This window comes from Flavobacterium sp., assembly GCF_044361015.1.
Classification (GTDB): Bacteria; Bacteroidota; Bacteroidia; order Flavobacteriales; family Flavobacteriaceae; genus Flavobacterium.
In genome coordinates, this window is record NZ_JBIKJL010000039.1 from 1 (window position 1) to 24,767 (window position 24,767).

The window sequence follows — 24,767 nt, forward strand, 5'->3', positions numbered from 1 at the left end:
ATTTTATTGAATTTTGGTGTGGCTTTGATTTGATTGTACAAAGCTGTTTTGGCTTTGGTTGGTCCAAAAAGCACCACTTCGTCGTAGTCTTTGATGAGATTGATCAAATCTTTAAAATAGGCCTGATCGGCTTTATTTTCTTTGTTATGAAGCAAACTCTCACTGTGCAACTTTGAACCTTGATTCACAGGCATGGAAAAGTTGGATTCCATGGATGTCAGCAGAAATTTGCCACTTGCATTTTCGTAAATCTGTGCACTGGTGTAGTCCATCCAGATACCAATTCTTTTTTTCGCTTTCATGAGTTCTTTTCTTAAGTTTATTTAATAGTATAGCATGACAATAAGAATACTAATATCTAAAGTTACGAAATTTTGCAAAAAAAAGGTTGGGTTTAGGGTTTAATTAACGTAATTTTTAACGCTAAAAGGCAAACGATTTTTATTCCTTCCAACAAAAACAAATAACTTGCACACTTCCTTTCTAAATCCTACTTTTATCTCATGCAAGTCAAAACCAAAGCCATTGTTATATCGGCATTGAAATACCAGGAAAAATCGCTGATAGTTAAGTGTTTTACCCAATCTGACGGGTTGAAAAGTTACTTTGTAGCCAATGCTTTTTCATCCAGAAAAAATCAACAGAGGATTGGCTATTTTCAACCCTTGACAATTTTAGAAATTGAAGCAACACATAAAAACAAAGGAACTTTGGAATATTTTAAAGAAATTCGCATGGAATATCCTTATGTTTCCATCTATAATGATATTGTAAAAAGTTCCATCGTTTTGTTTTTGTCGGAAGTATTGCATCATTCTATTCAAGAAGAAGAAAAAAATGAAGGGTTTTATACTTATTTAGAATCGGCTTTGCATTGGTTAGATGAACATGATGAGGCTGTTAATTTTCATTTAATTTTGTTATTAGGCATGACTCGTTTTTTTGGATTTTATCCCGATGTTTCGAAAATGGAAGCTCCTTTTTTTGAAATTACAGAAGGTGTTTTTACTACTTATCATGGTGTGAGTTGTCTGAGTGAAAATGAAACTGTTTTATTCAAAGAACTGATTGAACTTAGATTTGATAGTGAATCAAAATTCTTTGTTGCCGCAGAACGTCAGATTTTGCTAAAAATCATGATGGATTATTATGCTGTGCATTTAGATGGATTCAGAAGGCCAAAATCGTTGGAGGTTCTTGGTGAGGTTTTTTCTTAAAGAGTTGTTGAGGTAATGAGATGATAATTAACCTGAAACCTAAGATTCTATGATCAATTTTGCCTCTTTAAGTCTAATTAATTAATCTTTCAACCGTTACTATATTTATTCAAAAATCCTTACTTTCGCAAATTGATTTTTAGCACCCTAAAACATGAGCACGAAATTCACGGAATACAAAGAACTTGACTTGCCTGTAGTGGCATCGGAAGTATTGGCGTATTGGAAGAAAAACCACATTTTTGAACAAAGCGTTACCTCTCGGGAGGGGAATCCGCCGTATGTTTTTTTTGAAGGACCGCCTTCAGCAAATGGTTTGCCGGGAATTCATCACGTGATGGCTCGTGCGATTAAAGATATTTTTTGCCGATATAAAACACAAAAAGGATTTCAAGTTAAGCGTAAAGCCGGTTGGGACACGCACGGTTTACCGATCGAATTAGGAACAGAGAAAGAACTAGGGATTACGAAAGAAGATATTGGAAAAACAATTTCCATTGAAGAATATAACGAAGCGTGTAAAAAAACCGTTATGCGTTACACCGATGTGTGGAATGATCTTACTGAAAAAATGGGTTATTGGGTTGATATGGAAGATCCATATGTGACTTATAAATCCAAATACATGGAAACGGTTTGGTGGTTATTAAAACAAATTTATAACAAAGATTTATTATACAAAGGCTATACGATTCAACCGTATTCTCCTAAAGCAGGAACCGGTTTGAGTTCGCATGAAGTAAATCAACCGGGCAGTTACCGCGATGTGACCGATACTACTGTGGTGGCTCAGTTTAAAACGAAAAGCGAAACATTACCGAGTTTTTTACAAGGTTTTGGCGATGTTCATATTTTAGCTTGGACGACAACACCTTGGACGCTGCCTAGTAATACAGCTTTAACTGTTGGACCAAAAATTGATTATGTTTTAGTAAAAACATTCAATCAATATACGTTTGAACCGATACAAGTGGTATTAGCCAAAAACTTGGTTGGCAAACAATTTGCCGGTAAATATGTATTAGCAGCAAGTGAGGATGATTTTACCAATTACAAAGTAGATGATAAAAAAATACCTTACCACATTTTAGCGGAATGCAAAGGAGCTGATTTGGTGGGTATTCGCTACGAACAATTATTGCCATGGGCTTTGCCGTATCAACATCCGGAACATGCGTTTATAGTAATTTCAGGTGATTTTGTTACAACAGAAGACGGAACAGGAGTTGTTCACACCGCTCCTACTTTCGGTGCGGATGACGCAAAAGTAGCGAAAGAAGCATCGCCTGAAGTACCACCGATGCTAGTACTCGATGAAGCAGGAAACCCCGTTCCATTAGTTGATTTACAAGGAAAATTTATTGAAGGATTAGGCGGTTTTTCAAGCAAATACGTGAAAAATGAATATTACAATGACGGCGAAGCACCTGAACGGTCAGCCGATGTTGAAATTGCTATTCAATTAAAAGAGGAAAACAAAGCGTTCAAAGTTGAAAAGTACGTGCACAGTTACCCACATTGTTGGCGAACAGACAAACCTATTTTATATTATCCCTTAGATTCGTGGTTTATCAAAGTAACGGAGATTAAGGACCGAATGTTTGATTTGAACGAAACCATCAATTGGAAGCCTAAAGCTACCGGCGAAGGGCGTTTTGGGAATTGGTTGAAAAATGCCAACGATTGGAATTTGTCGCGTTCAAGATATTGGGGAATTCCGTTGCCGATTTGGCGGACGGAGGATAAATCGGAAGAAGTATTGATCGGGTCTGTAGAAGAATTATATCATGCGATTGAAAAATCGATTGCCGCCGGTTTCCAGCAGGAAAATCCGTTTAAAGGATTTGAAATCGGAAACATGAGTGAGGAAAATTATGATTTAGTTGATTTACATAAAAATGTTGTGGATGACATAGTATTGGTTTCCCCTTCGGGTCAACCAATGAAACGCGAATCAGATTTGATTGACGTATGGTTTGACAGTGGAGCGATGCCTTATGCACAATGGCATTATCCGTTTGAAAACAAAGAATTAATAGATGATCATTTAGCTTTTCCGGCTGATTTTATAGCGGAAGGAGTTGATCAAACGCGGGGTTGGTTTTATACCTTGCATGCTATCGGCACGTTAGTTTTTGATAAAATTGCTTATAAAAATGTGGTTTCGAACGGATTAGTGTTGGATAAAAACGGCCAAAAAATGTCGAAACGATTGGGGAATGCGGTCGATCCGTTCAAGACTTTGGATCAGTACGGTCCGGATGCTACCCGCTGGTATATGATTGCGAATGCGAATCCGTGGGACAATTTGAAATTTGATATTGAAGGAGTAGCTGAGGTAAGACGAAAATTCTTCGGGACGCTTTACAATACCTATTCGTTCTTTGCGTTGTATGCCAACATTGATGGGTTTACTTTTAAAGAAGCGGAAGTTCCTTTGACAGAAAGACCGGAGATAGACCGTTGGATTTTATCAGAGCTGCAAACGTTAGTGCAGTTCGTAGATGAAAGCTATGGCGATTATGAACCGACCAAAGCAGCCCGAGCGATTTCAGACTTTGTTCAAGAGCATTTGAGTAACTGGTATGTGCGCTTGTGCAGAAGAAGATTTTGGAAAGGGGAATACGGCACCGATAAAATAGCGGCCTATCAAACGCTTTACACCTGTTTAGTGACCGTTGCTAAATTGTCGGCACCAATAGCTCCTTTCTTTATGGATAGGCTTTACCGAGATTTAACACAAGCGACACATTCAGAAAAATTTGACAGTGTACATTTGGCTGATTTTCCAAAGTATGTTGAAAAATATGTTGATAAATCGTTGGAGAGCAAAATGATGAAAGCACAGACGGTTTCCTCGTTGGTTTTATCGCTTCGTAAGAAGGAGATGATTAAGGTGCGTCAACCGTTGCAAAAGGTAATGATTCCGATACTTGACAAGAAACAGCGAGCAGAGATTGAAGCCGTTTCTGACCTGATAAAAGCGGAAGTAAACGTGAAAGAAGTTGTGTTGTTGGATGATGCTTCGGGCGTTTTGGTGAAGCAGATTAAGCCTAATTTCAAGACGTTAGGACCCCGATTTGGTAAAGATATGGGATTGATAGCCAAAGAGATACAAGGTTTTACGCAAGAGCAAATTAATGAATTAGACCGAAACGGAAGCTACACGCTTGTACTTTCGGGAAAATCAATAACTTTAGCACAAGATGATGTAGAGATTTCTTCACAGGATATTCCGGGTTGGTTAGTGGCAAATGCGAATGGAATTACGGTTGCCTTAGACATAACGATAACGGAGGATTTGAGAAAGGAAGGAATTGCCAGAGAGTTGGTCAATCGGATTCAGAACCTGCGAAAAGACAGCGGATTTGAAGTAACGGATAAAATTAAAGTTCAGTTAGAAAAAAACGGGAATTTAGAGGAAGCGATAACCGCTAATTTAGACTATGTTCAGTCGGAAACCTTAACTAAATTGCTTTTTTTTGAAGACAAAATAGAAAATGGTACAGAAATTGAGTTTGATGACATTAAAACAAAAATAATAATTTCAAAATAGATTAGATTATGACAGATGAAGTAGTAAAGTTCTCAGAAGCCGATTTGGCAGAGTTCAAAGAAATTATCTTAAAAAAAATAGAGAAAGCCCAAAATGATTTGGAACTTATCAAAAGTGCTTATATGAATGATTTAAATAACGGAACGGATGATACGTCACCCACCTTTAAAGCATTTGAAGAAGGCAGTGAAACGATGAGTAAAGAGGCCAACTCTCAATTAGCCATTCGTCAGGAAAAATTTATCCGCGATTTGAGAAATGCTCTTTTCAGAGTAGAGAACAAAACGTATGGTGTTTGTAAAGTGACTGGTAAATTGATTTCAAAAGAACGTTTGAAATTAGTACCGCATGCTACTATGAGCATCGAGGCGAAGAACATGCAGCGTTAATGTGTCTTTAAATAGTTGAAGAGGCCTCGCTCATGCGGGGCTTTTTTTATGGGTAAAAAAGCAAAATAGATTTCATAAAAAAAGAGGCTGGTATGCCTCTTTTTTAGTATAAATGGGTAAAACTAAAAGTTCACCACGCTAATTTGTTCTAAGGAATGATTTTCTCCATAATTGTATTGGATGATTTTATTGTTGCCCACCGCGATGAGGTGAGAGTTTAAAGCAATAACATCTTGCACACCATCCGAGTAGGTGTTTTGAAGGGTTAATTCAGCCGAGTTTGTTGCATTGAATACGTTTAAGTTTCCGGCGGCACACACATATAAGACATTATCTTTTATTCCCAATCCACGCGGATCACTTAATAAATACGTTGAAATTAAGGTTGGGTTTTCGATGTTTGTGATGTCAATCACATTCACTTGGTCTTCTATCGCACCGCATGTAGAACCGCCTCTTACTGTAATGTAAGCTGTATTGGCAAACACCACTACCGGATCACACGCCGTAGCATGCGAGAAACTAGATACGAAATAAGGATTAAACTCATCTAGGGCATTCACAATATACATTCCGTTGGTAGCACCTACAAATAAGAATTCTTTTTGTTTGAAGAGGGTTTCAAATTGACCACCGCCCAGCCATTCTGTCATATATACTGCTTTATCAAAAAAAGCTTGAGTTGGGTCACTGATGTTAAATACATTCAGTTCATAACTTTCTACTGCATAAAGCGCATTGTTGTTAATTTGAAATTTTGCATAAGAGCCACCTATTCCAACAGAACCCGCAGCAGAACTTTCAAATACGGCCAACGCATCGTTGGCGAAAATTAAATCTTCACCTTGTGGTCTGCTTCGGTTCTCAATACGATACCCCACAATAATTTCATTAGCAGTAGGATTAACATCAAAGGCATAAAATTCAGCTCCTTCCGGATAGGAAGGATAAAAATCAAAGGCATTTTCAACGGTTTGAATAACGGTAATATTGGAAAGGTTAGAAAGATCAAAAACAACCAAGTCAATAAAATTATCGGCATAAAGAAAATTTCCTTTGACAGCAATGTCGTGAACGCCTTCTAAGTTTATGAACGCTGTATTTTGTGGACTTATAGGGTTTGAATTGTCAAAGATGTGAATACCTGATTCTTGAGCAACATAAAATAAGAGATTTTCAGCAACATAGACTTTCCCGTCTGCATTTGTTGCTTGAGCGGAAGTTACGTTTATACTACTGCGAATAGTCGCTAATGATTTGATTTCAGGAACGGCGAATTTTGCCATTTCACTGTTGTCATCCTCGTTGTTACAAGAAGAAAAAAAGCTAAGAATAAAAGCAATAACAATAAATTTTACTGTTTTCATTATTTATTAAATTAGGTTTAACAAAATTAATGACTTTTTTAATACAATTGTTATAAATTGTAGATACAATTGAGGCAAAAAAGTTGCGTGAAAGATTAAAAAAAACCTAAAATTTGAGACAAGCCAAGGAGAATGTATTTTTTGATGGATAATATTCCTATTTTTGCACGATAAAATTTTAAAAATGACATTAAAAAAGGCCTATCTGATTGTGTTTCTGATTCTTTTAGCTGATCAGGTCTCTAAATTATATATAAAAACCCATTTTATTTTAGGGGGAGAAATAAAAGTGTTCGATTGGTTTCGGATACATTTTATTGAGAATGAAGGAATGGCTTGGGGAACTGAAATCCCGGGTGATTATGGCAAATTAATTTTAACTCTTTTCCGAATTGTTGCTGTTTTTTGTATTGGTTATTGGTTGTGGGATTGTGTTCGAAAAGCAAGCTCAACCTATTTAATTGTTGCTGTTTCCTTAATATTGGCAGGAGCTTTTGGAAATATTATAGATAGTGTTTTTTATGGGGTGATTTTCAACGATAGTTATAATGCACCCGCTGTATTGTTTTCAGAACAACCTTATGGAACTTGGTTTCACGGGAAAGTAGTGGACATGCTTTATTTTCCAATTTGGAAAGGAACTTTACCAGAGTGGCTTCCTCTTATAGGGGGTAAATATTTTACTTTTTTTAATGCCATTTTCAATATTGCAGATATGGCCATTTCAACCGGAGTTGGAATATTAATTGTTTTTAATAAAAAAGCATTTGGAACTACTGATAAAACAGAAGAATCAAAAGAAGCTTTGGCTTAAATAAAATGATTCACTTTTAAGGGAGTTACAACATAATCTAACAAAACATCAGATTCATTAATTCCTTCAATAGTTTCTTCGGCTTCAAAAAAAGATAATCCTATTTTAATGGTTTCCGGATAACAAGCTGATAAAAAGCAATCATAAAACCCTTTGCCATAGCCCACCCGATGACCGTTTATATCAAAAGCTAAAAGCGGCACAAAAACCACGTCAATCTTAGTAGTAGGCACTTCTAAACCATCAACCGGTTCCGGAATTCCGTAGTCGTTTTCAACGATCTTCGTATTATCTGTCAATAAAAAGTGAATCATTTTTCCGGTTTTAAAATCACTTTTCGAGATGACAATTTCTTTATCTTTTCCAGCTAAAATTTGAAGTATGTACTCCGTATTTATCTCTTTTTGTTTTTTAATAGAAAGAAATAAATGATAATAGGTTTTTTGCCAAATGGCCAATTTCAGAAGTTGATTGGCAATTGCCAAACTTTTCTCCTCTAATTCTTCAGCAGAAAGCAGACTTCTTAAATCTTTATATTTTTTGCGTATTTCTTTTTTATTCATTTGGTAAATGTAAAAAAGTTAAAAGAAAACAATGTTTGTTTGGTGTCTTTTTTAAAGTTAAATTTGTTTTGAAAATTCAGCAGATTAACTTTTTGAACCGCTGCTAAACCGTAAAATGAATAACCCAACTTTAGAGCTTCAACTTCAAACACTACCTGACAATCCGGGAGTTTATCAGTATTATGACAAAGAAGGCAAAATTTTATATGTGGGAAAAGCCAAGAATTTAAAAAAACGGGTTTTGTCTTATTTTACTAAATCGCATGATAATAATAAAACTGCGGTTTTAGTAAAAAAGATTGTGGAGATAAAACACATTGTTGTTTCTACTGAACAAGATGCTCTTTTGCTGGAAAATAATTTAATTAAAAAATTACAGCCCCGGTATAATGTACTGTTGCGGGATGATAAAACATACCCGTGGATTTGCATTAAAAAAGAACCTTTTTCCCGTATTTTTTCAACCCGAAAAATGATTAAAGACGGTTCAGAGTATTTTGGACCTTATACCAGTTTTAAAACGGTTCACACGTTGTTGGATTTAATAAAAGAGTTGTATCCATTGCGAACCTGTCACTATGATTTGAGTGAAGCCAATATTAAAAGCAATAAATACAAGGTTTGTTTAGAATACCACATCGGTAATTGTAAAGGACCTTGTGAAGGTTTTGAACTGTTAGAAAATTATCAGAAACAAGTGGATGCCATTCGGCAAATTCTGAAAGGTAATTTTAAAGAAAGTTTAAAAGAGTTTAAACTTAAAATGCATGAGTTGGCCGCCACCATGCAATTTGAAGAAGCCCAAAAAATGAAGGAAAAGATAGGAGTTTTAGAAAACTATCAAGCCAAATCAACCATTTTGAATCCGAAGATTTCCAACATTGATGTTTTTTCCATTGTGTCAGATGAAACGATGGCCTATGTTAATTTTCTTCAAATTGCTCATGGAGCGATTATCCGTTCGTATACCTTGGAGTTGAAAAAGAAACTCGACGAAACGGATGAGGAGTTATTAGAATTGGCTGTTGTTGAATTACGCGAGCGATTTCATTTAACTTCCAAGGAACTTATTTTGCCTTTTGCCTTGGATTTTGGTGATAAGATAAACGTCACTGTTCCGCAAGTAGGCGATAAAAAGCAGATACTTGAGCTTTCTCAACGCAATGCCAAATACCACCGTTTGGAGCAACTTAAGCAAATTCAAATCGTAGACCCTGAGCGACATACCAACCGAATCATGGCTCAAATGCAAAAGGATTTACGCCTTTCTGTAGAACCTCGACATATTGAATGTTTTGACAATTCAAATATTCAAGGAACAAATCCCGTCGCGGCTTGTGTCGTTTTTAAAGACGGTAAACCCAGTAAAAAAGATTATCGTCATTTCAACATCAAAACGGTGGTGGGGCCGGATGATTTTGCATCAATGGAAGAAATAGTTTATCGCCGTTACAAACGTATGTTAGACGAAAACCAACCGTTGCCGCAACTTATCATCATAGATGGCGGAAAAGGCCAGTTGTCATCAGCTTTAAAAAGTTTAGATGATTTAGGCTTACGTGGAAAAATTGCTATTATCGGAATAGCCAAACGATTAGAAGAATTGTTTTATCCCGGTGATACTGTTCCGCTGTATTTGGATAAAAAATCGGAAACTTTGAAGATTATCCAACAACTGCGAAATGAAGCACACCGATTTGGTATTACTCATCATCGTGATAAACGGAGTAAATCTGCTTTGGAAACTTCTATAGAAACGATTCCGGGTATTGGTGAAAAAACCATGGTTACGTTAATTAAACATTTCAAAAGTGTTAAAAGAATAGCACTGGCAAGTGAAAATGAAATTTCAACGGTCGTTGGAGTAGCAAAAGCCAAAAAAATTTACGAATTTTACAAGGCAATAAATAAATAACTTATTTTGAAGCTAGACGTTCGGGCCTTTTTGGTTGCTATTTTAACGCTTTTCCCTTTCTCTTTTTTGAGCATTCCCACTCGAATCAGACCAATTGGATTATGTTTATTATTGCTAATTCTATTCCTATTTCCTCTTACCTGTTGTTTTTCGCAAGACACTCTTCCACGACCCAAAATCGGTCTTGTGCTTAGTGGAGGCGGCGCAAAAGGATTGGCCCATATTGGGGTTTTAAAAAAAATAGACGAAGCCGGAATAAAAATAGATTATATTGGCGGGACCAGTATGGGAGCAGTAGTGGGGGGCTTGTATGCTTCAGGCTACACCGGTATACAAATAGACAGTATTTTTAAAGCAGCCGATTATGATGCGATTATACAAGATTACACTCCTAGAGTTTCTAAAGATTACTACGAACGCGAAAACAATGATCGTTATGCGTTGACATTGCCCTTTCAAAAATTCAAATTAGGGGTGCCGATTGCCCTTTCCAGGGGTTTGTATAATTATAATTTAATGACACGGTTAATGGATCATGTTCGTCATGAGCGGGATTTTAAAAAATTACCCATTCCATTTTTGTGTATGGCAACGGATATAGAAACAGGACATGAAGTTTTGTTAGATCATGGTTTTTTATCTCAAGCAATTGTGGCCAGTGGTGCGTTACCAACATTGTATGCTCCGGTAATTATTGACGGTAAGTTTTTAATAGATGGCGGGGTATTAAATAATTTTCCGGTGGTAGAAGTCAAGAATATGGGAGCCGACATCATCATCGGTATCGATGTTCAATATGAATTGAAAGAAAGAGAAGAACTAACGGAAGCAACAAAATTATTGGTGCAAATATCGAATTTACAAATGATAAAGAAGATGGAAGAAAAAAAACATCTTATCGATATTTACATCAAGCCAAGCATCAATGAATTTACGGTTGTCTCTTTTGATAAAGGGCCTGAAATTATAAAAATTGGAGAAGATGTTGCCATGGAATATATGGAAGCTTTTAAAAAATTGAGCACTAATTATAAAAGACCAACTACGGTGTTCCCGAAAAAGGAAACGGATAGTTTATACATCAGTTCAATCAAAATCAACCCACTTGATAATTACACAAAATATTATGTTCAAAGTAAATTGAGATTTAAACCCGGTCAAAAAATTAGTTATGCCGACTTAGTTAGGGGTATCGATTATTTAAATACTACACAAAACTTCAGTTCGTTAAGTTATACGTTAGAAAAAGAAGAAGGAGGTGATCAATTGAATCTTTTTTTAATTGAAAATCCCACTAAAACGTATTTAAAATTAGGACTTCATTACGACGGGTTGTTTAAAAGCGGCATTTTAGTAAACTATACCAAGAAAAAATTATTATTCAAAAATGATGTTTTTTCCGCAGATATAGTTTTAGGGGATAATTTTAGGTATTTCTTAGATTATAATGTTGACATTGGTTATAATTTGAGTGTTGGTTTTAATTCTAAATTTTATCAATTTAATCGAAATGTGAACACAAATTTTAGTGCATGGGATGTTTTAAGAGAAGCCGGTACCAATTCCATAAATGTTGATTATAGAGATTTTACGAACCAATTATATATCCAAACGCTTTTTGTGCAAAAATTCAGTGCAAAAATTGGTGTGGAGCTGATGAATCTTAAAATCCACTCAGAAACTTTTTCTAATTCAACGGCTATTTTTGACAATGGCGATTATTTATCCGCTTTTGGAAATATAAATTTTGATTCGTTTGATAATAAGTATTTTCCCAAAAAAGGATGGTATTTTAATGGAGATGTTCAGTCATTTTTATATTCTTCCAGATTTGAAGATATTTTTTTAATGCACACTATTTTCAAAGCAGAAGCTGCCTATGCTCAAAAATTATTTAGAAAAGGCTCATTTGTTTTAAAATCAGAAGGAGGGTTTACGGTTGGAGAGCAAAGTATTCCTATTTTAAACTTTTTTATTGGAGGGTATGGTTATAAGCCGTTTAACAATTTCAGTCATTTTTATGGATACGATTTTGTTGGTTTGACCGGAAATAGTTATGTGATGGGCAGCTTAAGTTTTGATTATGAAATCTTCAAAAAAAATCACTTAAATGCAACTGCGAATTATGCCAATATGGGGAATGATATTTTTGTGAATGATGGTTGGTTAAAATTACCGACTTATTCAGGTTATTCCGTCGGCTATGGTTTGGAAACCATTTTTGGCCCCGTTGAAATTAAACAAAGTTGGTCCCCTGAAACCAAAGATTCATTCACTTGGTTTGGCGTAGGTTTTTGGTTTTAATTTTACATATTATTTAATATTTTTTACGATATTTGTATATTATATAAAAAAAACAGCGTAATGGTTATAATTCTAGGGTTGTTATTGGCTTTTGCATTAGGAATTATTGTGGGAATTAATATCAAGAAAAACAACTGAAATAATATCATTCTTCATGAATAAATCATTTTGGCGAGGGATGTTAGACTACCTCCATTTTCTTCAAAAGAGAAATCCGGAGTGATACTTTTGTTGAATCAGTTCACGAACTAATTCAATTATCCGTTTTTTTATTAATTATCTAATTTTAAAACTATGCCATTTTATCATAAACTTGGAAATATTCCACCCAAACGTCATACACAATTTCGTAAACCAAATGGGGATTTGTATTATGAACAACTTTTCGGCACGGTAGGTTTTGACGGCATGTCGACTAATTCTTATCACGAACAACGACCTACCCAAGTAAAAGAAATTCGATCACAATACAGCATCGCTCCCATAATTGCTAAATCTAACAATATTCAGTCCTACAAATTGAGCGGTTTTGATGTGGCACCTCAAGACGATTATTTGGAAAGCAGAAAAATTGTACTTACCAATTCAGATTGTCACATCGTGTTAGCTGCTCCCAGAAAATCAACTACGGATTATTTTTATAAAAATACAGATTCCGACGAAATGATTTTCGTTCACAAAGGTTCCGGTAAATTGAGAACAATTTATGGAAATCTTGATTTTAAATATGGAGATTACCTTATCGTTCCCCGCGGTATTATATACAAAATAGATTTTGATACCGAGGATAACCGCTTGTTTATTGTAGAATCGCACGCTCCAATTTATACTCCAAAACAATATCGTAATTGGTTTGGACAATTGTTAGAGCATTCTCCTTATTGCGAACGCGATATCCGCCGTCCTTATGAATTAGAAACGAATGATGAAAAAGGAGATTTTATCATCAAAGTAAAAAAGAAAGACGAAATTTTTGAAATGGTTTATGCTTCTCACCCTTTTGATGTTGTAGGGTATGATGGATACAATTATCCATATGCTTTTTCCATTCATGATTTTGAACCAATTACCGGTAGAATTCATCTTCCACCGCCAATACATCAAACTTTTGAAACAACGGCATTTGTTGTCTGTTCATTTGTGCCCAGACTATATGATTATCATCCATTAGCTATACCGGCACCTTATAACCACAGTAATATTGATTCAGATGAAGTTTTGTATTATGTTGATGGTGATTTTATGAGTAGAAACGACATAAAACAAGGAAACATTTCCTTGCATCCAGCCGGAATTCCTCATGGGCCTCATCCGGGAGCTGCCGAAAGAAGTATAGGAAAAAAAGAAACACTTGAGTTAGCCGTAATGGTTGACACGTTCAAACCTTTAATGGTAACAGAAGAAGCGATGAAAATTGCTGATGATAACTATTTTCAAAGCTGGTTGTAGTAATTAACAATAAAAACCCTGCTAGGGTTAAAAATATTTTAAAAATGAGTAAAGAAGTAAAATCCGTTGAATACGGACTGGAAAAAATATTTGAAGGAGCAAAAGACTTCCTTCCACTTTTAGGAACAGATTATGTTGAGTTTTATGTAGGTAACGCAAAACAATCGGCACATTATTACAAAACCGCATTTGGTTATCAATCATACGCCTATCGCGGATTAGAAACAGGATCAAAAGATTCCGTTAGTTATGTATTAAAACAGGATAAAATAAGATTGGTATTGACAACGCCATTAACAAGTAGTTCACCTATCAATGAACAGCTTGCTAAACATGGAGATGGAGTGAAAGTGATAGCTCTTTGGGTGGAAGATGCCCGTTCAGCTTGGGAAGAAACCACTAAGCGAGGGGCTAAATCATTTATGAAACCAACCGTTGAAAAAGATGATCACGGCGAAGTTGTCCGTTCTGGAATACATACTTATGGTGAAACGGTTCACATATTTGTAGAAAGAAAAAATTACAACGGAGCATTTTTACCTGGTTTTGTAGAATGGAAATCAGAATATAATCCGGAGCCACTTGGATTGAAATATGTAGACCACATGGTAGGCAATGTCGGTTGGGGCGAAATGAACCAATGGGTCAAATGGTATGAAGATGTGATGGGATTTGAAAATTTCCTTTCATTTGATGACACACAAATTCACACCGAGTATTCTGCCTTGATGAGTAAAGTAATGAGTAATGGTAATGGAAGAATAAAATTCCCAATTAATGAACCTGCAAAAGGGAACAAAAGATCTCAAATTGAAGAATATATCGATTTTTATGAAGGGTCAGGAGTTCAACATTTAGCTGTTGCCACTGATGACATTATTAAAACCGTTGCTGGATTAAAATCCCGTGGAGTAGAATTCCTCCCGCCGCCTCCACAAGCTTACTATGATGATATTCCCCGTCGCTTAGGTGTTCACATGGACATGATGAAAGAGGATATTAAAGAATTACAAAAACTTTCCATATTAGTAGATGCGGATGAAGACGGTTATTTATTACAGATTTTTACGAAGCCCGTTGAAGACCGACCCACGTTGTTTTATGAAATTATTCAACGAATGGGAGCTAAAGGATTTGGAGCAGGTAACTTTAAAGCGTTATTTGAAAGCATAGAAAGAGAGCAAGCTTTAAGAGGAACGTTATAAAACCATCTGAAAATTACAGATAATGAAATTTTTGACCTATAAATTGCTGTTTTTTTACAAACATTTAGTTAAAGTTGAATTTTAATTAAAAATAATACAAATAACAGATTACCTTTGCTCTCGCAAAAGAGGGAGTGGTTACCTTCTTAGTGTAATATAAATTTTTCATAATTTATAGTTTTTTGGTTAGTTAATAGCATACAACCCAATCGGTAACGGTTGGGTTTTGTGTTTTATATCGCGAAACTTCAGCATTGGTTGAGCATTTCTCCTTCTTTTTTCCAACTCTTAAAAAAATATTAAAGTCCTTCCTTTTTTTGAGGTCTTTTTTAGTTTTAGTACATTTGGAACAGAAATTGATTTATCTGAAGAAAATCAAGCACTACTATGAAAAAGTTATTTTTATTTATTATATTCTTTTCGACTGTCAGTTTCGATTCTTCTCCAACGTTACAACCAAAAAAAGAAGATGCTTTTGAAGTTGGGGAATGGTTTAAGTTTCGTATCCATTACGGCTTAATCAATGCCGGTTATGCAGAATTAGAAGTAAAAGAAGCAGTTAGAAACAATAAAAAGGTTTTTCATGCCAAGGGACGGGGTTATACCGTTGGTATGACCAAGTTCTTCTTTGAAGTGGAGGATGATTACCAAACTTATTTTGACAAAGAATCAGGGAATCCCTATCAATTTGTACGAAAAATAGATGAGGGCGGTTATACAAAAAATCAGGAAGGGTTTTTTAATCATAAAAACAAAACCATTTTAGTAAAGGATTACAAGAAAAAAACTGAAAAAACCTTTGAAATTCCTGATAATACCCAAGACATTTTATCTACCTTTTACTATTTAAGAAACCACCCTAATGTTGACAAACTGAAAGTGGGAGAATCAATTAATGTCGATATGTTTTTTGATGATGAAACGACTAAATTTAAGTTGAAATTTATTGGTCTTGAAGATTTAAAAACTAAATTTGGGGTAATTTCAACAAAGATATTCAGACCATATGTTCAGGCCGGTCGTGTTTTTAAAGAGCAAGAGAGCTTAACCGTTTGGATATCAGATGATGACAATAAATTACCCGTTCGAATTAAAGCCAGTTTAGCTGTAGGTTCAATAAAAGCAGATTTGGAACAATTCAAGGGTTTAAAACATACATTTACCGTTAAAGCAAAACCGTAATGAATTCAACAGCACACAAAGAAATTTTAGAACAGATAGAACAAAAATTTCAGGCTATAAATCAAAAAACAGAGACACATTTAGAAGGACTTTTGTGGGCAAAACCAATAACCTATTGGGATTATATCCAAACGGATGCCTTGCTTAATCTTCAAACCCAACGAACAACTTTACCAGATGAAATGGTATTTATCATGTACCATCAAGTCAATGAATTATTGTTTAAAATGATTCTTTGGGAAATTGAACAACTCTGCCAAACCGAGCAACCTGAATCAGCTTATTTCACCGAAAAATTAATGAGAATCAGTCGTTATTTCGATATGTTGACAACTTCTTTTACCATTATGAAAGAAGGAATGGACGTTGAACAATACATGAAATTCAGAAATACGTTAACACCTGCCAGTGGTTTTCAAAGTGCTCAATACCGATTTATTGAATTTTCATCAACTGATTTGATTAACTTGATTGATTACCGTTTTAGAGCAACGATAGATAGAGATACGCCCTATGAACATGCGTTTGAACATTTGTATTGGCAAGCAGCAGGAAAAGATTATCAAACCGGTGAAAAATCTTTTTTAATTTTAGAGTTTGAACGAAAATATAAAAAGGAATTTTTGCGTTTTATGGAAGATTATAACACCACTAATTTGTGGCGGAAATTCAAACAATTACCTGAAAACGACCAAAAAAACGAAGCTTTAGTTAATGCGATGCGACATTATGATTATACCGTCAACATAACTTGGGTAATGGGTCATTATCATGCAGCAAAAAAATATATTGAAAGCGGACACGGAACCGGAGAAGCAACAGGAGGCAGTGATTGGAAAAAATACATGTTGCCCAAATACCAACGAAGAATTTTCTTCCCTGAACTATGGACAGCTCAGGAATTGGCCAATTGGGGAGAAAAAGAAAGTATATAATTGATTTAAAGAAAAGACATTGAAATTTAAAATAATAACAATAACCCTAATCACTTTACTCTTATTCGCCTGCGAAGAAAAAGATAAAAAAGTTGTTCCTAAAGAAGTTATTAAAGAAGAGCCAATTATTGTGGAGTTTGGGTTTACGTACAATGATTATTTAGTAGTTCAAGATACAGTTCAAAGCGGAGACACCTTCGGTAAATTATTGGAAGAAAACAATATCGGCACTTTTAAAGTGCATGATGTCACAGAAATGGTAAAAGACAGTTTTAATCTTCGGGATATTAGAATTGGCAAACCTTTTACGCTTTTAAAATCAAAAAAAGCCCCTCACCAATTACAGGTTTTTATTTATCAGAAAGATAATATCCATTACAGTGTTGTTGATTTCAGAGATACTTTGGTAGTCGCTTATAATAAACAAAAACCCATTACTATAAAACGAAGAACTATTGCTACATCAATTAGTGGTTCACTGTCTGAAACATTAAGCAAAAACGAGGTTGATGCTTCAATGGCTAATAATCTAGCTAAGATATATGAGTACTCCATCGACTTTTTTAAAATTCAGAAAGATGATAAATTTGCGGTAACGTTTTATGAAAAATATATCAACGATACTATTTATGCCGGTGTAGAAAGAATGGAAAGTTCTTTTTTTGAACATAAAGGCAAAAAAATCTACGCTTTTCCATACAAATTAGACAGTTTTTCCAAAAAAGAGGATTATTATGACGAAGAAGGAAAAGGATTGAAAACCATGTTTTTGAAGGCTCCGTTGGATTATTTTAGAATATCCTCTCGTTTTTCACCTAAACGTTTTCATCCTGTCCAAATGACTTGGAAAGCTCATAAAGGAACAGATTATGCAGCGGCACAAGGAACTCCCATTAAAACAACAGCTTCCGGAGTAGTTGAAAAAACAGGATATACAGCCGGAAATGGGAACTTTGTAAAAGTCAAACACAATGGAACTTATTCCACTCAATATTTACACATGTCCAAAATTTTAGTACGAAAAGGGCAACGTGTCGAACAAGGTCAGGTGATTGGAAAAGTGGGAAGTACCGGTTTAGCCACAGGTCCACACGTGTGTTATCGCTTTTGGAAAAATGGTATTCAAGTTGATCCTTTATCACAAAAATTACCAAACACTGAACCGATGAATGAAAAACACCGCAAAAATTATTTAGCATATATAGCTCCTTTAAAAAGGGAGTTAGACAGCATTGCAACACTACAGTTTAAAAAATAAAATTGATATCATGGCTTTAAAAAGTACCAATCCTTCAGAAACAGCAGCTTGGCAAAATTTGAAAAAACATTTTGAAGAAATGCAACATGTTTCTATGCAAGAACTCTTTGCTAAGGATGCTAAAAGAGCAGAAAAATTTCATATTCAATGGAACGATTTTTTAGTTGATTATTCAAAAAATATTCTTACTGAAGAAACAAAACAATATCTTTTGACTTTAGCGAATGAAGTTGATTTAAAAGATGCTATATCGAAATATTTTGCCGGTGATTTAATTAACCAAACAGAGAACAGAGCTGTATTACATACTGCATTAAGAGCTTCTTCTAATGCAAGTATTTTGGTTGATGGGGTAAATGTGATGCCAGAAGTAGTTGCTGTAAAAAATAAAATCAAAAACTTCACGGAAGAAGTTGTTAATGGTGAACGAAAAGGTTTTACCGGAAAGCCTTTTACGGATGTGGTAAACATTGGTATTGGCGGTTCTGATTTGGGCCCCGCAATGGTGGTTGAAGCCCTTCAGTTTTATAAAAATCAACTGAATGTCCATTTTGTTTCAAATGTGGATGGTGATCATGTGAACGAAGTTATAAAAAAAGTGAACCCAGAAACAACTTTATTTGTTATTGTTTCTAAAACGTTCATTACTCAAGAAACTTTATCCAATTCCGAAACAATTCGCCATTGGTTTTTAAAATCAGCTAAGCAAGAAGATGTCGCCAAGCATTTTGTAGCCGTTTCTACTAATATTCAAAAAGTGACAGAATTTGGAATTCATCCCGATAACATTTTCCCAATGTGGGATTGGGTAGGCGGTCGATTTTCACTTTGGAGTGCGGTTGGATTATCCATTAGCTTAGCGGTTGGTTATGAAAATTTTGACAAGTTATTGATTGGAGCTCACGACATGGATGAGCATTTTAGAACAACACCGTTTGAAAAAAACATTCCGGTTATTTTAGCCTTATTGAGTATTTGGTATAATAATTTCTTTGGTGCAGAAAGTGAAGCGTTGATTCCATATACCCAATATCTTCAAAAATTAGCTCCTTATCTTCAACAAGGAATAATGGAGAGTAACGGAAAGAGTATTGACCGAGAAGGGAACCCGTTGAATTATCAAACCGGAACAATAATTTGGGGAGAACCGGGAACAAATTCTCAACATGCTTTTTTTCAATTAATTCATCAAGGGACAAAATTGATTCCAACTGATTTTATTGGATTTGTAAATTCACTCTATGGAAATCAAGACCATCATGATAAGCTAATGTCCAACTTTTTTGCACAAACCGAGGCTTTATTAAATGGGAAACCCGCAGAACAAGTCATGGCTGAATTTGAAAAACAAGGAGTTTCTGGAAAAAAGGCAGATTTTTTATTGCCGTTTAAAATATTTTCCGGGAATCGGCCAACTAATACTTTTTTAATTACCAGTTTAACTCCGGAGACATTAGGTTCTTTAGTTGCTTTATATGAACACAAAATATTTGTACAAGGTGTTATCTGGAATATTTTCAGTTATGACCAATGGGGTGTGGAACTCGGCAAACAATTAGCCAATTCTATTTTAGCGGAAATTACTTCCGGTAAAATCAAAAACCACGACAGTTCAACCAACTTTTTATTGACACATTTTTTAAACCAAAAATAAAAATCGAAACCCTATCCGTTTGATAAAGTTTGGATTTTTACTATATTTGTTTTTCATAAAAAAAATACCTATGTACGAATTATTACAAAAATTGCATTCTTGGTGGGCTTATTTAGCGGTTTTAGTTCTTCTAATTGCCGTTGTCAATGCATTGATGGGTTATACCTCCAAAAGATATTTTGTGTCCAAAGACTTGCGTATTTCATTGTTTGCGTTAATTTTTTCTCATATTCAGTTATTGTTAGGTTTAGCAGTATATTTTGTTTCAGAAAAAGGGTTCAAAGCTTTGGGTATTGATGGAGCTATGAAAAATTCGGAATTACGATTAACAATGTTAGAACACCCTCTGATTAACATCATTGCTATAGTATTAATTACAATAGGTTGGTCTAAACACAAAAAAGCTGAAGGGACCCTAAAATTCAGAAAAATACTTTTCTTTTACGGAATCGGTTTGCTGCTTATTTTAAGTAGAATTCCTTGGAGTTCTTGGTTAGGATAAAAGTATAAAACCACTTTTTTTCTTGGTTTTCTTATTTTGGAATACTATTTGTTAATGATAACGCACTAAAAATCTGGATTATGAAACATAAAACTGAGCTAATTGTGTTTGGGCTGTTTGCCTTATTGTTTTTCAGTAGTTTTTCTTTTGAAACAAAGCATTTCGAAAAACCATCATTAAATAGAATTATCCATAGAGATACTACTAAAAATGATAAAACCGCCATAGATAGCATTGCAACAGAAGGTAATTTTACCTTTAAATTGTATAAAAAAAGAGCTCATGCCTCTTATTATGCGGATAAATTTACAGGGAAAAGAACTGCAAGCGGACAAGTTTTTGATAATCAAAAGCACACAGCTGCACACCGGAAATTTCCATTCGGAACAAAAGTTCGTGTAACGAATGAAGCGAACGGAAAATCAACAATAGTTACCGTAAATGACCGTGGACCTTTTACAAAAGGAAGAGAAATTGATTTGTCAAAAAGAGCTTTTCATGACATAGTTCAACACAAAGGGCATGGTTCGATGAAAGTTACGATAGAATTAGTTGAAGAAATAAAGGCTACTATAAATTGAATCAGCTCCAGTTTTTAAAAGGATTTCTGCTTAAATAAGCATTGTAATAACGTTCGTCGTTGGTTACTTCTTCTCCCAACCAAGAAGGTTTTTTGAAAACTTCTCCTTCTGATTCTAATTCTATTTCAGCCATAATTAATCCATCATTTTCACCGGAGAAAACATCGACTTCAACGATATGATTACCTACTTTGATATCGTAACGAACTTTGTCGATAATTCCTGTTTCACAAAGTTTTAAAAGTTTTTCTGCCTCAGCTACTGAAATTTCTTTTTCCCATTCCAAACGAGTTAAGCCCGTTTCATTTCCAATGCCTTTGATGGTTATGAAAGCTTTATTTCCTTTGATTCGAATACGAACAGTACGTTCAGGATGTGAATTTAAATAGCCTTGTACAATTCTCGATTCCTGAAAAGCTTCTTTTTTAAATTGTGGGGAAGTAACTAAAAATTTTCGTTCAATTTCTATCATAATATTTTCATATAATATGAATGCAAGGTAGATATAAATATTTTTGATTCGTATTTTTACAGAATAAATATACCAAATGGCTGTATCCTTTACTAAAAAGAAAAAAGTAACGACGATTGATGTTTTAACCGATTATTTCGACAATAATAAACGGTGGGAAGTAACAATTGACCCTTTAGAAATTCTAGTTAAAATTGTAGCTTCAATTCGGCCTAAAAATCTCAAAAAAACAAATGAAATAGACCTTACGGATTTACTACTGTTTTTGAAAAAAAACAAATCAATTACAAATCAATTTTCAAGTTATCTGAAGGGTTTGCTCTTTGAGAAAAAAATAAGTAGAATATTATCGGATGCTGCTATACTCCAGGATGTTGATTTTTTATTCGAAGTTAAAAAACGAATTTATGCCAAAGTTTTACCTTATCAACACGAAACGGATACCTTAGAATTTGTTTTGAATCAGGTTTTTTATGCAGATTATGACCCGATTTGGTTGTCAAAAATCCCAATTAATCAAATTGAAGAGTTATATGAATTAGTGGGGTTTACCTCGCTCTATGAATCAGCCGAACAAAATTCTGTTTTATCAGAACTAATGATGTCAATGTCATTAATTGCTCAACGAATGAGCGGACGAGCCTTAGAATCGGACGTGCTGAAAATGGTTCCGGAGTATTTTCATTTTGAAAGTCCTTTTGCGGCATTCGAAAAAGAACTTTTATTAATTCAAGACAAAATTAAAACAAAAGACAACAAGCATTTTACAACATCCGAGAGTTTGTACTATAAACAGCTTTTTATATTACATAAACAATGTGAAGAATATGTTGAAAAAGCATTTCAAAATTCTTCTAAATTTGGTATAACACTTCGGGTGAATCAAAGTTTACTCCGAATCAGGCAACAGCTATATCGATTAAAAATTCTTATTCCGCTTTTAGTAGTAGATGTTGAAACGGATAAGAAAAAAAATAGTATCCGATTGGCTTACAAATTAATTAAATACAATTGCACCCGAAATAACCTTCGAACATTTGTAAAAGAAAGTACACAATTACTTTCTTACGAAATTACGCAGCATACTGCTAAAACCGGAGAAAAATATATCACTCAATCCAGATCCGAATATTTTAAAATGTTCAATACAGCTTTGGGAGGTGGATTAATAGTCGGGATTTTATGTGTCATTAAAGTTTTGCTCTCAAAAGTGGAAACCAGTGATTTTGGCCATGCTTTTTTGTATAGTATGAATTATTCTTTTGGGTTTATTGCTATTTATGTTTTAGGATTTACATTGGCTACAAAACAGCCCGCAATGACCGCTTCCGCTTTAGTCAAAGTGCTGGAAGACGAAATAAAAGAAAACGGAAATTCGAACCAAAAACACCAAGGATTTGCTGTGTTTTTTGCGCGCGTTTTCCGTTCACAATTCATTGCCTTTGTTGGGAATGTCATCATGGCTTTCCCGATATCTTTATTGGGAATTTGGCTTATTGATTTGGCTTTTCACTATAATATTGCCGAAACAAAATGGAATACTTTAGTGACAGATTTAAGTCCGGTTCATTCGATGGCTATTTTTCATGCGGCTATTGCAGGTTGCTTTTTGTTTCTATCGGGAATCATTTCCGGTAGTGTGGCAAACCGGGATAAACATTATCAAATTTACCAACGAATTAAAGAACATCCATTTTTAAAACGCAGTTTTGGGAAAGAAAAAGCTGAAAAATTTGCTCACTGGTATGAAAAAAAATGGGCAGGTATTATTTCAAATTTTTGGCTTGGTATTTTTATGGGTTCCACCGCCTCAATAGGTGTCTTTTTCGGTTTAAATTTAGATATCAGACACATTACTTTTGCCAGTGGAAATCTAGCTCTTGGACTTTATGGCTCAAATTACACCTTGGATAATTGGATGTTGTTTTGGGGAATATTTGGCATCGGAATCATCGGGTTGGTTAACTTTATGGTTAGTTTCGGCTTATCTCTTGGTTTAGCTTTTCGATCAAGAGCTATTCCGCTTTCTGAATTTAAACCTATTTCCGCTTCTATTTGGAGACATTTTAAAAGTAAACCATTTTCTTTCTTTTTCCCAATAGGAACAATAGAAGTGCATCATGAAGGAGGAGATAAACTACCGTAAAATAATTCATGTAGACATGGATGCGTTCTATGCTTCTGTAGAGCAGCTTGATTTTCCGGAATTAAAAGGGAAACCTTTAGCTGTTGGAGGAAGTGAAATTCGGGGAGTTGTTTCTGCTGCCAGTTATGAGGCCAGAAAATTTGGTGTACGCAGTGCGATGAGTGGTGTGCAAGCCAAAAAGCAATGTCCGGATTTAATCTTTGTTAGACCTCGATTTAATCGATATACCGAAATTTCTAAAATTATCCGAAAAATATTTTACGAGTTTACGGACTTGGTTGAACCGCTATCACTAGACGAAGCTTATTTAGATGTTACTCAAAATAAAAAAGGTAATCCCAGTGCGACCTTGTTAGCTCATGAAATTCGGAAGCGTATTTTTGAAGAAACCGGCTTAACCGCTTCAGCGGGTATTTCTATCAATAAATTTGTTGCGAAAGTAGCTTCAGATTATAATAAGCCAAACGGGCAAAAAACGGTTAATCCGGATGAGGTGGAAGCTTTTTTGGAAGCGTTAGACATTCGTAAATTTTACGGCATCGGTAAAGTTACGGCCGAACGAATGTATCAATTGGGTATTTATTCCGGGAAAGATTTAAAAACCCGCAGTTTAGCCTTTTTAGAACAGCATTTTGGCAAGAGCGGCACACATTATTTCTATATTGTTCGAGGTATTCATAACAGTCCGGTAAAACCGAATCGTATTTCAAAATCGGTGGGAGCTGAACGTACGTTTAATGAAAACCTATCTTCTGAAGTTTTCATGGAAGATCGTTTAGAGAGTATTGCTAAAGAACTCGAACGCCGTTTGCAAAAACACAAAATTGCCGGAAAAACGGTGACCTTAAAAATTAAGTACTCTGATTTTTCTCAACAAACCCGTAGTAAAACCTTGCCTTATTTTATTTCAGATAAAGCATTATTGCTCGAAACGGCTAAAGAATTATTATACCAGGAAAAACTAAAAGAATCCGTTCGTTTGTTGGGGATTTCATTAAACAATTTGAATACTGAAGTGAAGAAAACCGTGGTGGTACAATTGAAGTTTGAGTTTTAAAAATAATGAGTGTTTATTGTATGTTCATCCCTTAAGGTTGCCAAATTCATATCTGCCTGACATTAAGAAATTTAATTAAAAATAAATTTGTGTTTTGTATTTCTTTTCTTATATTTGATTCATTAACTACAAACCAAAGTAATTTATGAAATCAACATTACCTCGCACCTCGCACCTCGCACCTCGCACCTCGCACCTCGC

At 34.8% G+C, this 24,767-nt stretch carries 19 protein-coding genes and 1 pseudogene; 16 read left to right on the forward strand and 4 right to left on the reverse strand.

Translation table 11 applies throughout. The features are described from left to right. A pseudogene (locus ACIQ2Z_RS09685) lies at positions 1–272 on the reverse strand (hypothetical protein); the annotation flags it as partial. Positions 273–503: 231 nt separating this feature from the next. Here ACIQ2Z_RS09685 and recO point away from each other — a divergent pair. From recO to ACIQ2Z_RS09700, 3 genes are all read left to right on the forward strand, one after another. Then, positions 504–1,217, forward strand: coding sequence for a DNA repair protein RecO (gene recO / locus ACIQ2Z_RS09690; RefSeq protein ID WP_396183943.1), 714 nt, complete (start codon positions 504–506; stop codon positions 1,215–1,217). A gap of 154 nt (positions 1,218–1,371) precedes the next feature. Further along, on the forward strand, positions 1,372–4,773 hold the full coding sequence (ileS, locus tag ACIQ2Z_RS09695) for an isoleucine--tRNA ligase (RefSeq protein WP_396183944.1): 3,402 nt from the start codon (positions 1,372–1,374) through the stop codon (positions 4,771–4,773). Positions 4,774–4,781: 8 nt separating this feature from the next. Continuing rightward, entirely contained in the window at positions 4,782–5,162 is a 381-nt protein-coding gene (locus ACIQ2Z_RS09700) for a TraR/DksA C4-type zinc finger protein (RefSeq protein ID WP_290858160.1), read from the forward strand. A 122-nt stretch (positions 5,163–5,284) separates the two neighbouring features. Here the strand turns inward: ACIQ2Z_RS09700 and ACIQ2Z_RS09705 are convergent, their stop codons facing one another. Further along, positions 5,285–6,529 carry an LVIVD repeat-containing protein gene (locus ACIQ2Z_RS09705; RefSeq protein ID WP_396183945.1) on the reverse strand — a complete coding sequence of 415 codons (1,245 nt, stop codon included), beginning with the start codon at positions 6,527–6,529 and terminating at the stop codon, positions 5,285–5,287. 184 nt (positions 6,530–6,713) lie between these two features. On the opposite strand from ACIQ2Z_RS09705, the gene ACIQ2Z_RS09710 reads away from it, so the two are divergent. Continuing rightward, on the forward strand, positions 6,714–7,343 hold the full coding sequence (locus tag ACIQ2Z_RS09710) for a lipoprotein signal peptidase (protein ID WP_396183946.1): 630 nt from the start codon (positions 6,714–6,716) through the stop codon (positions 7,341–7,343). On the opposite strand, the gene ACIQ2Z_RS09715 is transcribed toward ACIQ2Z_RS09710, so the two are convergent. Further along, a complete protein-coding gene (locus ACIQ2Z_RS09715; protein ID WP_396183947.1) occupies positions 7,340–7,906 on the reverse strand; it encodes a 5-formyltetrahydrofolate cyclo-ligase in 567 nt (188 codons plus the stop codon). The two genes, ACIQ2Z_RS09710 and ACIQ2Z_RS09715, sit on opposite strands and share 4 nt — an antisense overlap. A 115-nt stretch (positions 7,907–8,021) precedes the next feature. On the opposite strand from ACIQ2Z_RS09715, the gene uvrC reads away from it, so the two are divergent. From uvrC to ACIQ2Z_RS09765, 10 genes are all read left to right on the forward strand, one after another. Further along, the gene (uvrC, locus tag ACIQ2Z_RS09720; RefSeq protein ID WP_396183948.1) at positions 8,022–9,821 is read left to right on the forward strand and encodes an excinuclease ABC subunit UvrC; all 1,800 of its coding nucleotides are present in this window, start codon (positions 8,022–8,024) and stop codon (positions 9,819–9,821) included. 6 nt (positions 9,822–9,827) lie between these two features. Next, the gene (locus ACIQ2Z_RS09725; RefSeq protein WP_396183949.1) at positions 9,828–12,125 is read left to right on the forward strand and encodes a patatin-like phospholipase family protein; all 2,298 of its coding nucleotides are present in this window, start codon (positions 9,828–9,830) and stop codon (positions 12,123–12,125) included. A 294-nt stretch (positions 12,126–12,419) separates the two neighbouring features. Beyond that, the gene (locus ACIQ2Z_RS09730) at positions 12,420–13,574 is read left to right on the forward strand and encodes a homogentisate 1,2-dioxygenase (protein WP_396183950.1); all 1,155 of its coding nucleotides are present in this window, start codon (positions 12,420–12,422) and stop codon (positions 13,572–13,574) included. 44 nt (positions 13,575–13,618) lie between these two features. Continuing rightward, on the forward strand, positions 13,619–14,779 hold the full coding sequence (gene hppD, locus ACIQ2Z_RS09735) for a 4-hydroxyphenylpyruvate dioxygenase (protein ID WP_396183951.1): 1,161 nt from the start codon (positions 13,619–13,621) through the stop codon (positions 14,777–14,779). Between the two features lie 387 nt (positions 14,780–15,166). Continuing rightward, positions 15,167–15,961 carry a DUF3108 domain-containing protein gene (locus tag ACIQ2Z_RS09740; RefSeq protein ID WP_396183952.1) on the forward strand — a complete coding sequence of 265 codons (795 nt, stop codon included), beginning with the start codon at positions 15,167–15,169 and terminating at the stop codon, positions 15,959–15,961. Further along, a complete protein-coding gene (locus tag ACIQ2Z_RS09745) occupies positions 15,961–16,896 on the forward strand; it encodes a tryptophan 2,3-dioxygenase family protein (RefSeq protein WP_396183953.1) in 936 nt (311 codons plus the stop codon). Before ACIQ2Z_RS09740 ends, ACIQ2Z_RS09745 begins: the two co-directional genes overlap by 1 nt. A 19-nt stretch (positions 16,897–16,915) precedes the next feature. Further along, entirely contained in the window at positions 16,916–18,154 is a 1,239-nt protein-coding gene (locus ACIQ2Z_RS09750) for a peptidoglycan DD-metalloendopeptidase family protein (RefSeq protein WP_396183954.1), read from the forward strand. Between the two features lie 10 nt (positions 18,155–18,164). Then, the gene (gene pgi / locus ACIQ2Z_RS09755) at positions 18,165–19,808 is read left to right on the forward strand and encodes a glucose-6-phosphate isomerase (protein ID WP_396183955.1); all 1,644 of its coding nucleotides are present in this window, start codon (positions 18,165–18,167) and stop codon (positions 19,806–19,808) included. Positions 19,809–19,878: 70 nt separating this feature from the next. After that, positions 19,879–20,310 (forward strand): hypothetical protein, encoded by a 432-nt coding sequence (locus tag ACIQ2Z_RS09760; RefSeq protein ID WP_396183956.1) that lies wholly within the window; start codon positions 19,879–19,881, stop codon positions 20,308–20,310. Between the two features lie 80 nt (positions 20,311–20,390). Continuing rightward, entirely contained in the window at positions 20,391–20,891 is a 501-nt protein-coding gene (locus tag ACIQ2Z_RS09765) for a septal ring lytic transglycosylase RlpA family protein (RefSeq protein WP_396183957.1), read from the forward strand. Between the two features lies 1 nt (position 20,892). Here ACIQ2Z_RS09765 and ACIQ2Z_RS09770 read toward each other — a convergent pair whose 3' ends face one another. Next, entirely contained in the window at positions 20,893–21,363 is a 471-nt protein-coding gene (locus ACIQ2Z_RS09770) for a CYTH domain-containing protein (RefSeq protein ID WP_396183958.1), read from the reverse strand. Between the two features lie 76 nt (positions 21,364–21,439). Here ACIQ2Z_RS09770 and ACIQ2Z_RS09775 point away from each other — a divergent pair, with 76 nt between their 5' ends. Further along, the gene (locus ACIQ2Z_RS09775) at positions 21,440–23,509 is read left to right on the forward strand and encodes a recombinase (RefSeq protein ID WP_396183959.1); all 2,070 of its coding nucleotides are present in this window, start codon (positions 21,440–21,442) and stop codon (positions 23,507–23,509) included. Beyond that, on the forward strand, positions 23,484–24,566 hold the full coding sequence (dinB, locus tag ACIQ2Z_RS09780) for a DNA polymerase IV (RefSeq protein ID WP_396183960.1): 1,083 nt from the start codon (positions 23,484–23,486) through the stop codon (positions 24,564–24,566). Before ACIQ2Z_RS09775 ends, dinB begins: the two co-directional genes overlap by 26 nt. Positions 24,567–24,767 lie beyond the last annotated feature (201 nt).